At 37.9% G+C, this 15,957-nt stretch carries 13 protein-coding genes; 2 read left to right on the top strand and 11 right to left on the bottom strand.

All coding sequences use genetic code 11. The features are described 5' to 3' along the window. Window position 1 precedes the first annotated feature (1 nt). The 6 genes from ABJN95_RS07830 to ABJN95_RS07805 form a co-directional block, all read right to left on the bottom strand. Window positions 2-2,386, bottom strand: a complete 2,385-nt coding sequence (locus ABJN95_RS07830) for an ABC transporter permease (protein WP_348369826.1) — start codon at window positions 2,384-2,386, stop codon at window positions 2-4. A gap of 22 nt (window positions 2,387-2,408) precedes the next feature. After that, window positions 2,409-4,841: an ABC transporter permease gene (locus ABJN95_RS07825; protein WP_348369825.1), complete on the bottom strand. Its 2,433-nt coding sequence runs from the start codon at window positions 4,839-4,841 to the stop codon at window positions 2,409-2,411. A gap of 11 nt (window positions 4,842-4,852) precedes the next feature. Continuing rightward, window positions 4,853-5,428 (bottom strand): DUF2807 domain-containing protein, encoded by a 576-nt coding sequence (locus tag ABJN95_RS07820; RefSeq protein ID WP_348369824.1) that lies wholly within the window; start codon window positions 5,426-5,428, stop codon window positions 4,853-4,855. Window positions 5,429-5,485: 57 nt separating this feature from the next. Further along, the gene (locus tag ABJN95_RS07815; RefSeq protein WP_348369823.1) at window positions 5,486-6,181 is read right to left on the bottom strand and encodes an ABC transporter ATP-binding protein; all 696 of its coding nucleotides are present in this window, start codon (window positions 6,179-6,181) and stop codon (window positions 5,486-5,488) included. A gap of 61 nt (window positions 6,182-6,242) precedes the next feature. Then, complete coding sequence (locus ABJN95_RS07810; RefSeq protein WP_348369822.1) at window positions 6,243-7,493, bottom strand: efflux RND transporter periplasmic adaptor subunit; 1,251 nt, start codon at window positions 7,491-7,493, stop codon at window positions 6,243-6,245. A gap of 179 nt (window positions 7,494-7,672) precedes the next feature. Beyond that, window positions 7,673-9,019, bottom strand: coding sequence for a TolC family protein (locus tag ABJN95_RS07805; protein ID WP_348369821.1), 1,347 nt, complete (start codon window positions 9,017-9,019; stop codon window positions 7,673-7,675). A 284-nt stretch (window positions 9,020-9,303) separates the two neighbouring features. Between ABJN95_RS07805 and ABJN95_RS07800 the strand changes: the two genes are divergently transcribed. After that, a complete protein-coding gene (locus tag ABJN95_RS07800) occupies window positions 9,304-10,668 on the top strand; it encodes a sigma-54 dependent transcriptional regulator (protein ID WP_348369820.1) in 1,365 nt (454 codons plus the stop codon). Continuing rightward, window positions 10,668-12,014, top strand: coding sequence for an ATP-binding protein (locus ABJN95_RS07795; protein WP_348369819.1), 1,347 nt, complete (start codon window positions 10,668-10,670; stop codon window positions 12,012-12,014). Before ABJN95_RS07800 ends, ABJN95_RS07795 begins: the two co-directional genes overlap by 1 nt. 12 nt (window positions 12,015-12,026) lie before the next feature. Here ABJN95_RS07795 and ABJN95_RS07790 read toward each other — a convergent pair whose 3' ends face one another. From ABJN95_RS07790 to ABJN95_RS07770, 5 genes are all read right to left on the bottom strand, one after another. Then, window positions 12,027-12,368 (bottom strand): MGMT family protein, encoded by a 342-nt coding sequence (locus ABJN95_RS07790; protein ID WP_348369818.1) that lies wholly within the window; start codon window positions 12,366-12,368, stop codon window positions 12,027-12,029. Continuing rightward, window positions 12,365-12,997: a LysE family transporter gene (locus tag ABJN95_RS07785; RefSeq protein WP_348369817.1), complete on the bottom strand. Its 633-nt coding sequence runs from the start codon at window positions 12,995-12,997 to the stop codon at window positions 12,365-12,367. Before ABJN95_RS07785 ends, ABJN95_RS07790 begins: the two co-directional genes overlap by 4 nt. 2 nt (window positions 12,998-12,999) lie before the next feature. Then, window positions 13,000-13,671: a tRNA (guanosine(46)-N7)-methyltransferase TrmB gene (gene trmB / locus ABJN95_RS07780; protein ID WP_348369816.1), complete on the bottom strand. Its 672-nt coding sequence runs from the start codon at window positions 13,669-13,671 to the stop codon at window positions 13,000-13,002. A gap of 57 nt (window positions 13,672-13,728) precedes the next feature. Then, window positions 13,729-14,811: an ATP-binding protein gene (locus tag ABJN95_RS07775; RefSeq protein ID WP_348369815.1), complete on the bottom strand. Its 1,083-nt coding sequence runs from the start codon at window positions 14,809-14,811 to the stop codon at window positions 13,729-13,731. A 167-nt stretch (window positions 14,812-14,978) separates the two neighbouring features. Beyond that, on the bottom strand, window positions 14,979-15,665 hold the full coding sequence (locus tag ABJN95_RS07770; RefSeq protein ID WP_348369814.1) for a response regulator transcription factor: 687 nt from the start codon (window positions 15,663-15,665) through the stop codon (window positions 14,979-14,981). Window positions 15,666-15,957: the final 292 nt, after the last annotated feature.

The raw sequence follows: 15,957 nt of genomic DNA, 5'->3' as shown, positions 1-15,957 counted from the left end.
CTTATTCTGTACGTAAGCTTTTGACCGGGCTTGTAAATGCGACTTTTAAAGTTTGGTAACTGATAGTAGCCATTGCAATGAACATTATCACAATTACCGCAATTGCAAAGTACCACCAATGTATTTCGGTTCTATAGGTATATTCTTGAAGCCACTTATTCATAAAATACCAGGTAATCGGAGTTGCAATTAAACCTGCGATTAGAACCAACTTCAAAAAATCACGTGAGAACAAAGCTAAAATACTGCTAACATTGCTGCCCAAAACTTTACGAATTCCGATTTCTTTTGTTCGCTGCCCAACAAAGAACAATATCAAGCCATAAAGCCCTAAACAGCCTATGAGTATGGCAAGACTAGAAAATACTTTGGAAAGAGATAAATACCGTTGCTCTCGTTCATATTGCTCTGCTACACGGTCATCTAAGAAGCGATATTCAAAAATATAGCCCTCAAAAGTTTCTGACCAACGTTCACCTATTCTGGACAGCGTTTGTTTCATATTTAATGGAGTCATCTTTACTGCAATTTCTCCATATGCATTGGTATGTGGGGCTATGAAAATAGGGTTGATATCACTGGTAAAGCTTTGATCATGGAAGTCTCTTACGACCCCTACTATGGTAGCTTTCATTGATTCCCCATTGACCGCAATTTGCTTTCCTAACATTTCTTCGGACGAACCAAGACCTAGTTTTTTTGCCAGCTTTTCGTTGACCAAGACCTCATCAATCGTGTCCTTCTTGAAAAAATTTCTACCAGCAACCAATTCTAGACCAAAAGTTTCCATATAGTCTTCATCCCCCAGCTTTGCCTGAATATTAAACTCTTCTGCCTCCGGCCTATTATGAAACCGTATTCCCGTTCCCCAATTATTTTCCGCAGCACCAGGGCTACTTAAACAACCTGAAACATTTTCTACTCCCGAGATTTGTTTTAATCTGTTCTTAAGACTATACAAATTCTCTTCTTCAATATCCCTAGGAATAGACAACATTACCATGGATTCTTTGTTAAAACCTAAATCTGAGTTGATCGCATAATCAATTTGCTTCGATATGATTATGGTGGAAGCTATCAAAACTATGGATATTACAAATTGGGCAATAACCAAAATTTTTCGGATGGAAGAACTTCCCGTATCATTGTGTCTTAGCTTGCCCTTTAATGCCAGCACCGGCACTATTCGACTCATCAATAACCCAGGATAACTTCCCGATAAAAATGAAACTACAAGTAGAATTAGTGCTATATAAGTAAAGAACTGCGCGCTCAATAAATCTTGTAGCTCAAGCTGTATGCTGAATAGGTCGTTAAACATGGGTAGGAATAAAAACGCAAACACTAATCCCAAACCAAGTGCGAAAAGACTTATTACGAAAGTTTCAGTTAAAAATTGCCAAAATAGGTGGGCTTTAAAACTGCCCAATACTTTTCTTATTCCTATTTCTTTCGAACGATAAAACGCTTGGGCACTTGATATGTTGATAAAATTAATTCCGGCAATTACAATAAGAAACAATCCGACAATTCCAAAAATCCATAACAAATTAGGGTCGAGTCCGCCATAATCTGGGCTAAAGTGAATATCATTTAAATGTTGCAGTTTATAAACATGTTTACTTTTGCTATTTGGGCGGTATTTCTTTGGAAGCTCCAATAAAGCAGCTTCGATGTTAGCAATATTCTGATTTGGTCTTAACAACGCATAAGTTTCCAAATTCGATGTAATACCTCCCCAATTTTCTCCTGCTGCAAATTCGAATACATCTATAAGATTTTCAAAAGAAACGAACAATTCATCTGTAAAATGAGAAGTCTTGGGAAAGTTCTTTAAAACACCTGTTATCGTAATCGTCTTGTCCTTTTCCAAAACAAACGTTTTACCAACAACATTTGATTTGCCGAACATCTTAATGGCCATTGACTCAGTTAGAATAGCTGTATTTGGTTCAGACAAAGAAACTTCAGCACCTCCATAAATCAATGGAAAACTAAATATGTTGAAGAAATCTTCCTCAGTATAGGCAACATCTTGTTTTAGTTTCTTTTGATATCCATCGTCATCAATATCAACTAGTAATCCACCTTGAAATGCAATTTTTGCTACCTTTTCGGAATAATCATATTCCTCGCGAAATACATTTGCAAAAGCTGGTGGTACACTTGGATCATACTCAATATCATCTCTATGCTGCTCAGTATTTATACGATAAATTCTATCTCCGTTTGCGTGAAAATTATCAAAGGTTAGATTATAATTCAAAAACAGATAAATCAATATACTACTGCCAAACCCAATGGCTAATCCCACGATATTGATAAAGGTGAAAACCTTTCGTTTTAAAAGGTTTCTCCAAGCTATTTTTAGATAGTTTTTAAGCATGATCGCTATTATTGGATTTATTTTATTCGGTACGTAAACTATTAACAGGGTTTGCCAGTGAAGCCTTGATGGTCTGAAAACTAACGGTGACCAAAGCTATTAGAACGATTGTTACAAAAGGTAACAGAAAATACGACCAATGCATATTAATTCGAAATGCATAACCTTCTAGCCAATTGCTTGACGTAAACCACGCAATCGGAATGGCAATTATAAAAGCCAGTACCAATAAGAAAGCAAATTCTTTGTACAAGAGCTTTAAAATTCCAGGTATCGATGCGCCTAAGACTTTTCGGATTCCTATTTCCTTGGTGCGCTGTAAGGTTGTAAAAGATGCTAATCCAAATAAACCTAGACAAGCTACCAAAATTGCCAAACCAGTAAAAAGACCGAACACTTTTCCGAAGCGTTGATCTGCGTTGTACTGGTCGTTAAAATGATCGTCTAAAAAGAAATATTCATAGGTATTGCCGGGAAAAAACTTGTTCCACTCTTGCTCTACCTGAGCTACGGTTTGTGCAATATCTTGTGAACTTTGTTTGATGGTGAAATATCCTCGAACATCTGGAATTAATCGAATTACCAAAGGTTCGTAAGGAAGCCGTAGTGATTCTTGATTGAAGTTTTCAGAAACACCCACGATGGTATATTGGTTTCCCCAAAAATCAATTCGCTTGCCCAATGCGTCCTCTGGGTTTTTAAACCCTAACTGGGCAATACCAGCTCGATTAAATATAACCGCTTCAGGGTCTGTTCCGAATTCTTCTGAAAAGGCGCGTCCGGCAACCAATGTCAATCCAAATTGTTCAACGTAATCATAGTCGACACCAATAACACGATATTGCTTGCCTTCGGTTTCTTCTTGAGTTGTCAATTTTATCCCTCCTGCATTCCAGCCCACTGGTTGACCCGGAATGGTAGAAGCAGCGGCTACGCTCTTAATCGTTGGATAACGCAACAAGCTTTCTTTAAATGATTGCATTTGACCCAGATAGGTTGAATCTGTAACTACAGGTGGAACCACAACTAAGGTTTTATCGATATCAAGCCCCAAAGACTGTTTTCTCATGAACTGTATCTGCTGGTATACGGTTAAGGTTCCTATCAATAAAAATAGGGAGGCAGCGAACTGAAATACAACCAATGCTTTTCGCAACAAGGAACCTTCTTTCGTACTTACCATCTTTCCTTTTAACACCTCCACCGGACGAAATCTAGACAAAACAAAAGCAGGATACGCTCCAGAAAGCAACACGCCAAAAACAAATAACGAAATTAGGGCCAGCCAAAAATTGGCATCCAATAAGAAACTGATAGATAATTCTTGCCCTGAGATCTCATTGAAAAAAGGAATGGAAACCGCGGTAAGCGCCAATGCTATGCCTAACGCAAGGCCATTAAATAAAAACGATTCTGTAAAAAATTGAAAGATTAACTGCTTTCGTTGTGAACCCAACGTCTTTCGTATTCCGACTTCTTTTGCCCTACTGATGGCCCTTGCGGTAGCTAGATTAATATAATTCACCCATGCAATGACCACTATGAAAAAAGCTATCCCTAATAGAAGGTATACTGTTTTACCATCTCCAGTTGGGTTGGGTTCCATCATATAGTTCGAATAGAGATGAATATCGGTTAGGGGCATTAAGGAGTAGGTAGCACTAGAATTAGATGCTCGCAGTTCCTCCCCAGCCAATTCGTCTACAATTGGACCGAATTTGGCCTCAACTGTCGAGGGAGCCACACCTTCCTTAAGTTTAAAATACGTCAAACAGCCATCGGAAAACCACCAGGTATCGGAATCGGCTTCGGGATCTTGATCATTCTCTGCAAGAATTCTTTCCCTGAAAGTGGTATAAGACAGTAATATATTTGGCTTAAGTTGCGTATTCGTTGGCATATCTTCGAAAACACCCGTTATACGATAGCGGCTGTTACCGTTGAATTCAATCGTTTTTCCTATGATATCGGTAGTTCCATAAACTTTAAGGGCCGTTGCTTTTGAAAGTGCCGCGGTGCGATTCTCCTCTAATATAGTTGCCTTATCTCCAGAAATCAGCGGGTAGGAAAACATTTCAAAGAAAGCCTTGCTGGAATACAGTACATTTTCAATTTTTAAAGTTTCACTTCCATTATCAACGATTACCTCACCAGCATCGATGAGTTTAAGGTAATCTTCAATTTCAGGAATCGCCTCACTGAATTGTGTTCCTGCAGCAAAAGCGCCTGCTGCCCATTCAGTGGTCAACACCCCATCATTGTAGCGGTCTTGCTTTACTCGATAAATTAGGTCTTTGTTTTCGTGAAAATCCTCGTAACTGGTTTCAAAAGTTACATATTGCAAAATCAATAGGCATGCAGTAATGCCAATAGCTAGTCCTCCAATATTTATGGCAGAGTACGCCTTGTTCTTTATAAGGTTTCTCCAAGCGATTTTGAGATAGTTTTTAAACATGATTCACATTTTTACTGGACGATTTTAAGACGACTATTATCTAAAGTGCCTCTACTACTTTGTCTAGATCTGGTTATATCTTGCTTGCTGGTTATACCAGAAATAGTCAAGTCTCCACCATCCATATGTATTGCCACCTTCTCCACGTCTACACCAATATTAGCCGATGCTACATCTTTTACTTCGATACGAAGCGTTTTCATCTCCATATTTTTAACGCTATGAAATTCGGCTCTATCCGACACGCTAATCGAAGTCAATGACGGGTTACTTACGAAGACTTCAACGACCTCATTGTGTGCCTCTCCCTCAGTATAGATTTCCAAAACACCATTCTTAATCTTTCGAATAACTTGAGGATAAGGATCACCTGATACAATCATTTCAATTTCTTTATGCGCTTCTTGAGTGAAGAAAACTTTGGCAACACCAGATACGTGTATCGCCTGAAATTCGGGTGAACTCAATTCATTCCTTTTTTCTTCTTGTGCTAGTAGCACGTAAAGTGATGAAAAGATAAATGCTAAGGCAAGTGTCAAGAATTTCTTGGCACTCTTTCGCTCTTTTGAAATCTTGAATTCTAACATGATGATCGATTTAAGATCCTGAAATAAATTCAGGAACAATTGATGAATAAACTCCTTTTATATCATGGCACCTATTTCTCTATTTTGACTTTCAGTTACAATCTGACCGTCAAATAGGTTGACCACACGATGTGCATAATGCGAATCACGATCAGAGTGGGTTACCATGACAATGGTAGTTCCTTCCTGATTGAGTTCGGTAAGCAGATTCATAACCTCGATCCCGTTTTTAGAATCAAGGTTACCAGTTGGCTCATCTGCTAAGATCAGTTTAGGGTTGGTAACTACAGCCCGGGAAATAGCTACACGCTGCTGCTGCCCTCCAGATAGTTGCTGTGGAAAATGCTTTTCACGATGGGCAATTTTCATTCGTTCCAACACCGCCATCACCTTCTGCTTACGTTCAGCCTTCCCCATTTTCAAGTAGATTAATGGGAGTTCAACATTTTCGTATACTGTCAGCTCGTCAATTAGGTTAAAGCTTTGAAAGACAAAGCCCAAATTTCCTTTTCGCAATTGGGTTCGTTGACTTTCTTTTAGTCCGCCTACTTCATGACCTGCGAAATTGTAACTTCCCTCCGTAGGGTTATCTAACATTCCTATAATGTTCAAAAGGGTAGATTTACCACAACCAGAAGGCCCCATGATCGCGGTAAATTCTCCCTCCTCTACTTTCAGGTTTACATTATTTAAGGCTAAAGTTTCTACTTCCTCGGTTCTAAAGCTCTTTTTTAAATTTTGGATTGTTATCATTTTTTGATCGATTTAAGCTGTTATAATTAATGACTTCTATATTCTATTTTTGTGACAGTTTTTATTTTAAAACTATTCGTTCTGCTTCGCCAAACGAATCGTAATTACTCGTAATTACTTGTTCTCCGGCATCTAAGCCTTCTAGCACCTCGTAGTATTTTGAATTCTGTTTCCCAATTCTAATGGGTCTTCTTAGCGCTTCATCGGTACCTGGTGCAACGACAAAAATCCATTGACCTCCTGTACTTTGAAAGAAACTTCCTTTAGGCAATAAAAGCGCATCACTTGATTCTCCTAGCTGTAACTTTATATTATAGCTTTGTCCTGTACGTATGGTAGCCGGTTTGTTTTCCGTAAATACAAGATCTACCCGAAATCTTCCATTACGCACTTCGGGATACACCTTTCGAACCCGTAGCGGAAATTCGTTTCCGTTTCGCTCTAATACCGCAACCAAATCTCTTTTGACCCGATCGATATAGTGTTCGTCAATATCTGCTTCGATTTTATAATCAGTCAATACATTTACCTGTCCGATACGTTGACCTTGTGTAATATTTTGTCCGATTTCGGCATCTAGAAACCCTAATTGTCCGTCAGCAGGTGCGCGCACATTAAGATGATCGAGACGTTGGTACACCATTCCCAAGGTTTTTTGCATTCTCGCCAAATCTGCATCTAGACCTGTTAAAGAGGTTTCTCGCAGCTCATCATCATTTTCAGTTTGCTTCTTAATAATATCGTATTGCTTTTGCGAGAGTTCGTAGTTTTCTTTTGATAGAAGATAGGTTTCTTTTGAAATCAACTCCTCTTTGTAAAGCGCATCGTTTTGTTCAAAATTCCGCTTTAACCTTTGTAAATCGTTACTAGCCGTAGCAAGAGATCGCCTGCCTTCTACCTGTCGCGAATCAAAGGTCAATTTTGTAGAACGCAAATCATTTTGTTTTAACGCCAAGTTACTTTCGCTAGCTAGAATCTGCTCGTATAAATTCATATTTTCAAGCTTCAAGATGATATCACCTTTCTTGACCATGGTACCTTCTTCAATGAGTTTTTCCGAAACACGACCGCCTTCATATGCATCCATATATATCGTGGTAATTGGGGCAACATTTCCTGTAATGGTAATGTAGTCATCAAACTTGCCAGCGCTTACTTGGGCGATGGACAATTTTTCCTTATCGGTTCTGTAGGTGGAGACTGAATTTGTAAAAAGTATTTGGTAGCCTACAAAAAGCACCAACAAACCCAAGGCGATATAGCCATAATGTTTGGGCCGTAAACCTTTTTTCTTTTCGAGTTGAATATCCATCTTTGTTTTTTTCTTTCTTTATTAATTATGCGTAGCCTAGAGGATAGCTCATCCTATAAGTGCGAAGTGATTCTTCTGTTTGTTCGTGATATGGCGATACCCAATCCAAACTTCATATCTTGAATTTCGTATCGCTCTGTAAAATTTCTCCTGATTTTAATTCTTGTCTCTTCCATCTTCTAATTTATATTAAACACAGGTAGCCCACGGTAAAAGTCTAATGTACTTTTATTGACTTCCGAACGCAGCCTTACCTGTAAATTTGCATTTTGTGCATTTGCAAAAAGATTTTTTGCAGTAAATAATTCGATTCCATTTATCATTCCTTTCTCATATCGTTTCTGGGCAATGGTGAAGGCCAAACGCTGTGCTTGCATGTTTTGGTTGCTCTGATCTATTTCTACTAGCAACGAATTGTATTCCTGTACCAATTGTTGAATGGTTTGAAAAAGTACCTGTTCTTGTACCTTCAAATTATTTTCAGCCCTCAACTTTTCAATCTTAGCCTGTTTCACCCTTGAGCGTGCAGACCAGCCATTACTGATAGGCACATTCAAGCTCAACCCATAAAATCGCGAGGTATTGTCTCTGAATTGTTCCCGAAAGGGCAGGGTGTTATCTAAACTATCGCGAAAAGTTTCAAAATAGCCTGTACCCACACCGGCGAAAAGCGATATGGATGGGTAAAGATTTCCCCTAGCTATACCCACTTGTTTCTTTGCTGCTTGAGCTCTTAGTTCTTGCGCCTTGATTAATGGCAAAAATTCACGCGCTTTTGAATAAACCGAGTCTGATCGCATCTCTTGGGTTGTCTTTGTTTCCTTAACTTGTGGAATGTTGGGTATGATTTCTATTTCTGAAGTGTTTTCCAAATTCATTTCTTGTATCAAGGCTAACTTCGCCGCAGCAAGTTGGTTTTCACTTTGCGTCAGATTGAGTTCATCATTTAGCAAGGTCGATTTTGCCTCGTACAAATCTGCGCCTGCCATTAGGCCCAGTTCTATTTGCTTTTCGACCAATTGATAGTTGGTTTTAGATACCTCAAGTTGCTCATTGGCTATAGCAACCAATCCGTCTGAAAATCGAATATTGTTAAAGGCTTGCATAACCCGGAAAGCCAACAAGTACTTTTGCTGTAGTCGCTCTTCTTTGGCCGCATGATATAAAAATTTGGAAGCCTTTATAGAATTGATTTTTTGAAAACCTTGAAACAAATCGATACTCGATTGTATAGAATAGTTATTCGAGAAAAAATCTTGAACAACGAAGGTACCGGTGTTAGGATCTTCTGCCCTACCGGAGTTAACCGTATAATTTGAGCTAGCGTTAACCAACGGTAGCAGGTTTCTAACCGATTGTCTATAGCTTTCTCGATTCGCTTGTTCTGTAAAATCAAGATCATTGAGCTGCAAGTTATGATCTAGGGCATAGGCCACACAGTCATCTAGGGTCCATTTCTCTTGTGCTAAGAGACTTGTTCCCAAAAGGAAAAGGAAAATGAGTTGTATTGGCAATTTTAACTTCATAATGGATTGATATGCCAAAGTGTTTGCTATTTACATGCCAAGATTATAACTTATTGATTATCAGTATAATAAATATATAAATCACATATTAATAAAATTCAGGTGTAAAATAGTTTTACAGATGTTGTCAAAAATTTGGACACATTTAAAAATTGTACCAATTCTTGTCGTAGCTTTAGAATCGGCAAACAGCTACTGAATTTGGCATCTCACAGCACTACAAGATCGATGATACAATTAATGGAATATTTTTTGTTACCGACAATTAACGACAATTCGCTACTATGTTAGACTCCAAAATTCTCGTAATTGATGATAATAAAAGTGTTCTTAGTGCACTTGAAATTTTGTTGCAATTTGAGTACAAAACCGTAAAGACGATTTCTAACCCCAATCAGATTTCTTCCTTTCCCAATTTGGCCGATTTTGATATTGTACTCTTAGATATGAATTTTTCAGCCGGGGTCAATACTGGAAACGAAGGTCTTTTCTGGCTTCGGGAAATCCGAAAAAAAGCACCTCAAACTTCCGTGATTATGATGACAGCTTACGGCGCAGTTGACCTTGCGGTAAAAGCTTTGAAAGAAGGAGCTGCCGATTTTGTACTAAAGCCCTGGAACAATGACAAACTATTAGCCACCGTTAAATCGGCCTATGAGCTGCGTAAATCAAGAAAGGAAATTAATAAGCTCAAAGAAAAAGAAGATCATCTTAAGCAGGTCATCAATCAAAACAAAAATTATATAATTGGCAATTCGAAAGCCTTGACTTCTGTATTAAACTTAGTAGGTAAGGTTGCCAAAACTGATGTAAATGTTTTGGTCACCGGTGAAAACGGAACCGGTAAAGAATTGATAGCACGAGAACTACACAAACTCTCTAATTTGAGCAATGAGGTTTTTATCGCTGTAGACATGGGTTCGATTTCCGAATCATTATTCGAAAGCGAACTTTTTGGACACACCAAAGGCTCATTTACAGATGCAAAGGAAGATCGAGCCGGGAAGTTCGAAGCGGCCAATGGAGGAACTCTCTTTTTGGATGAAATAGGAAACCTTTCTTTACAAACACAGGCAAAATTATTGTCAGCTATTCAAAATAAAGTGGTAGTTCGTGTCGGCTCAAATAAGCCTATTCCTGTAGATATTCGCCTGGTATGCGCAACCAATTGCAATTTAGATAAAATGGTTGCGGACGGACTTTTTCGGGAGGATCTTCTCTATCGAATCAATACGATTCGTGTAGAAGTGCCTCCGTTGAGAGCAAGGGAATCAGATATTCTAATCCTTGCAGAATTTTACCTAAAGAAATTTGCTTCAAAATACGGCAAGCCCGGCTTACGCATAAATCAAACAGCTCAGGAAAAACTGATGAGCTACAAATGGCCCGGTAATGTTAGAGAGCTTCTTCACACCATGGAACGTGCGGTGATTCTTTCTGAAGGAAATGTATTAAGGCCAACTGATTTTCTGTTAGAAGCCAAAAGTGCAATTCCTACTGAAAATGGGCCAAATACTTTAGAAGAGATGGAGCTATTAATGATTACAAAGGCGCTCAATCAAAATGAAGGCAATTATAGCGCCGCAGCAGAACAGCTGGGAATATCTAGACAAACACTTTACAATAAGCTCAAGAAAATAGGGAAGTAATGGTTAGTAGAAACATTTATTTACAAGTGGTACTACGTATCATATTTATAACGCTATCTGCCGTTGGCGCTGTGTATTTCTTTTTTGAAAAGCAATATATAGCTGCAGGTATTGCGACTATTTTACTAGTTACCCAAACCTCTTCTTTAATATACTTTGTAAATCAGACCAATAGGAAAATAGCCTATTTTTTTGATGCCATAAAAAACGAAGATTTTACGCTTCGCTTTCCTGAAAAATTAAGCGTAAAATCATTGGAAGAACTGAATCAAAGCTTGAATATGCTCAACGCAATGATTCAGGATATTTATGTGAAGAAACAAGCGCAAGAACAGTATTATCAAGAAATCTTAAGACAGGCTGATATTGGAATTTTTACTATAAATCCTAAAGGACATATTTTGTACGCCAATCCTACGGTACAAAATCTTTTAAATTATCGTCCTTTAAATCATGTAAAGCAACTCAATTTGATCGACCCTAATCTTTATAAACTTTTTAAAGATTTAAACCCTTTTGAAAATACCATTTTCAACTTAGGAAATGAAAGAGGCAAGCGTGAGTTGAGCTTTAAGTGCACGCCTATCACTATTGAAGAACAAACACTATTGTTGGTCGTAGTTCATGATATTCACAAAGAACTTGATGACAAAGAAACCGATTCTTGGGTAAAATTGATTCGGGTACTCACACATGAAATTATGAACACTATTACCCCGATTACCTCCATATCAGATTCCATACTTAGCTATTTCAAATCAGGAAATAAGTTGTCAGAGCCCGGCAATTTCTCACAAGACCAAATCAATAATACCGCAAAGGGCTTGGAAGTGATTAAAAATCAAGGAACCGACCTTATGAGTTTTGTACAATCGTATCGAACGTTCTTGAGTGTACCAGAACCTGACAAAGAATTGGTACCCGCTTTACCGCTATTGGAAAAAATTAAACTTTTGTTAGATGAACAAAAAGATCTAAAAAAAGTTGGAATTGAGATTCTAGTGGAGCCGCCACAATTGGAACTTTATCTTGATGAAAAACAAATAACCCAAGTGCTTTTAAACCTGGGAAAAAACGCCCAGCAATCTCTAGAAAATCAAGACCATGGAAGTATTCGTCTAATTTCCGGTATAGACAAAATGAACAAGAAATTTATTCTAGTACAAGATAATGGCCCTGGAATACCACCCGACCTAATAGACGAAATTTTTGTTCCCTTTTTTACCACAAAGAATACCGGAACCGGTATTGGACTTAGTCTAACCAAACAAATCATGCGATTGCATGGCGGAAGTATAACCGTATCTTCAAATGAAACGACCCAATTTGTGCTCACCTTTAAGTGATCGGGTGTAGCACTATTCTGTTTGAAGTTCTTTAAATGGGTCCCAAAAGTGCTCTTCCAAATTTTGTATTTGATTGTCAACTACCGCAATGCCCTCATTTTCTAATAGCTGTTGCATAAGATTTGTACCATCAAAATGATGCTTACCAGTAAGAAGGCCGGCTTTATTCACGACCCGGTGCGCAGGAACGTTCTCCATACTTCCAGCTCCATTCATCGCCCAACCTACCATTCTGGCACTTCTGGCAGCTCCTAAATATTTAGCAATTGCTCCGTACGAAGTTACCCTCCCAAAGGGAATTTGTGCCGCTACTTCGTAGACTTTTTGAAAAAAATTCTTTTGCTCTGATTTCATGAACTATAAAACAATCGAAAAAGGGTAATCCCGAAAAGAACAACCATTAAAATACTCAATATATAATTTGCATTCTGTGAAAACCGATTTGTTTTCCTTTCCAATTTGTTAAAGTAAAAAACATAAAGATACAACACTGAAAAAGTACCAAAACCAGCTGCCAGAACAAAGGTCAATATATCAGTAATCTCGAACTGTATCCAACCCGAGGCATTCCACATTGCATTTAATCCGCTATAGTAAGGAATGGTCAATAAATTCAAGGCTGCCAATAAAAATCCTTTTAAAAAACTATTCCGTTTGCTTACCTCAACTGTCTTTGGTGCCTCAACTTTGTTCTTGCGAGCTTTTACAAAAAAAAATATCGCAAAGGTGCCAAAAACTACCAAAGCAATTTTCAATAAAAGATCAATCACATCAGGATTGTCATGTAGAAATTTGGAAATCATTACCGCAATGTATGCCTGAATCATAATCATGGTAGAAACCCCCAAACTAAAGATGACGCCATTTAACTTGCCTTTTTCTACGCTGGTTTTAGCGGCATTCATGTTTAAGAGCCCTGGCGGTACCGTTGCCATACTTGCTGCAGAAAAAGTGGCAAAGAATAAGATTAGCAGGTGTTGCATTGCTAGTTGATCCTGAATTGAATATAGGTAATTGGTTTTCCTTCTTGAAGGTACTGATTTTCATAGAAAGTCTGAATTTTTAAAACTTCTTCAGGACTTCCTTCGTTTTTGTAAACATCATGATTCGCGTAAATAACCTCTAAACCTAAGCCATGTAGCAATCCCAGGGTATAACCGTGCATAAATTCGCTATCTGTTTTTAGGTGAATCAGACCATTTGGTTTTAAAACCTTCTTGTATTTGGCCAGAAAATCTTGATTGGTCATACGATGCTTGGTACGCTTATATTTAATTTGAGGGTCTGGAAAAGTAATCCATATTTCAGAAATCTCATTTTCTGCAAACATGCTATCTACCAACTCTATTTGAGTTCGTAAAAAAGCTACATTTTCTAGATTTTCTTCTAAGGCAGTTTTAGCGCCCCGCCAAAAACGGGCACCTTTAATGTCTATTCCGACAAAATTTTTGTCAGGATTTCGTTTTGAGAGTCCGATAGTATATTCTCCCTTACCGCAGCCTAATTCTAAAACGATAGGATTCTCATTTTTGAAGTGTTCGGCCCATTTCCCTTTTAATACTAAAGTCCCCTCTTCAATTGCCTTCCTTTCGGGTTGGATGACATTCTTGAATGTTTCGTTCTCCTGAAATCGTTTGAGCTTATTTTTACTCCCCACTGCAACCAAAATTTAATGATTGCAAAGCTAAGGAAATCTTAGTTCAGGATAGTTGTATCATGACATCACTTCGTCCACTTCTTCCTCTTTATCCTCTTTTTCCTCTTTTTCCAATGTAAACGAAAATTCTGAGCCTACCCCTTCAACACTTTCCACATAAATTCGTTCTTCATGGGCTTCAATAATGTGTTTCACGATGGCCAAGCCCAATCCTGAACCACCTTCTTTTCGATTTCGGCTTTGATCAACACGATAAAACCGTTCAAAAAGTCTGGGAACATGTTGTTCTGGAATACCCTCTCCGTTATCCGTAACACGAACAATAACCTTGTTTTGAATTAAATTCTCGACGCTTACTTCAGTAGTTCCATTTTCGTGACCATACTTAATAGAATTCACCAAGAGATTGGTTATTACCTGTCTTATTTTTTCAACATCGGCTCGAACATAAATTGGGGTCTCGTAATCCATATCAAAGGTCAATGCAATTTTCTTTTTTGCAGCCTTCATTTCCAAAAGTTCGAAACTGGTCTTAATAAGGTCAATAATATCGAATACCCCCCAATTAACATTTAACTCTCCCGCTTCTAGCTTTGTAATTAGGTCGAGATCTTTTACAATATAAATCAATCTTTCCACAGCTTTATTGGCTCTGTTGAGATACTTTTTTCGCACGTTTTTATCTTCTAAGGCACCGTCCAACAAGGTTTCAAGATAGCCTTGCACCGTAAAAAGAGGTGTCTTTAATTCATGAGACACATTACCTAGAAAGTCTTTTCGATATTCCTCACGAATTTTCAAGGTATCGATCTCAACTTTTTTGTCTTGCGTAAATTTTTCAATCTCTTGGGTAAGTGTGGCCATATCTGTAGTAATCGTTCTTGAGGTCAACGAGCTTGATTCCAATAGCGAAACGTCGTCGTAAATTCTTTTGATTCTACGATAAATAAACTTTTCAATGCGCAGTTGAACTACAAAAAATGATATACCAAAAGAAAGCAAGGCAAACACTACAAGAAAAAGCCAGTCTGATACATTTCTATACCACATAAAAAACCCAAGAAGAATGGTAAGTAGAATACCTATGAAGGTGGCAGTGCGAAAAGCGAATTTATATGATCTCTTTAATCGAATAGCCATTTAAACATGTTTGAACGGATTCTTAACCGGTGGGTCAAAGGGTTTTCACAAATATCATATTTTTAGTCAAGGTAGGACAGTCCTAAGCTAAAAAATGACTGCTTTGACTGCTGAATTATTTTTCTAAGAGTTTGAATGCGGTTATAAGGAAAGATAGTTTTGGGTTTTTATAAGACAAACTTATACCCGACTCCCTTTATGGTTTTGAAGTGATCTTCTCCTATTTTTTCGCGAAGCTTTCGAATGTGAACATCGATAGTTCTGCCACCAACGACTACTTCATTACCCCATACACGGTCTAGAATCACCTCCCTTTTGAATACCTTATTAGGTTTCGAGGTCAATAGCGACAACAATTCAAATTCCTTTCTGGGAAGAACCAGCTCTACGCCATCATTTATTATTTTGTACTCCTCGCGGTTAATTATAATATTACCCACTTTTACGATATCTTCGGTACCAGCATCATCTTCCTTTAGTCTTCGCAGCAGGCCTTTTATCTTACTAACCAACACTTTTGGTTTTATAGGCTTGGTAATATAGTCATCAGCGCCGGCATCAAAACCAGCTACTTGCGAATAATCCTCGCCACGCGCGGTTAAAAAGGTGATAATAGTATTTTCTAACCCCTTCGTATTTCGAATGATTTCACATGCTTCAATACCATCCATTTCAGGCATCATAACGTCTAAAATAATAAGATGTGGTTGCTTTTTCTTTGCTTTGGCCACTCCATCCGCTCCGTTGCTAGCAGTAAAAATGTTATACCCTTCAGCCGATAAATTATAACTTAAAATCTCTAAAATATCTGGTTCATCATCAACTAAAAGTATTCGAATGTCTTTTTTTTTCATCTGTTTTAATTGTGTGGTTCTTTATTGGTCAGATGTAATTCGTATTAACCTTTTAACATCGCTAAATGAATCATAATGATTACTCATTTCATAAAATGTTAAATTTGTCCTCTTCAAATGTAAAGATAAAAGCCTTACCAAAATTGCTCTTAACGTTGATTTAATGTAGTAACAATTTGATAACATTGTACCCGATTAATACCCTTAAATTTACTTTTAAACGACTTTGAATTAGTCGTTGAACTGCATTTCGTCGAAAAATTCGGCCATTAAAGAAACTGATACCAAGCTT

This window comes from Maribacter sp. (assembly GCF_039974175.1).
In the GTDB taxonomy this organism is placed as follows: Bacteria; Bacteroidota; Bacteroidia; order Flavobacteriales; family Flavobacteriaceae; genus Maribacter_C.
Note: the sequence above shows the minus strand (reverse complement) of the source record. Positions and strands in the feature narration are given on the sequence as shown.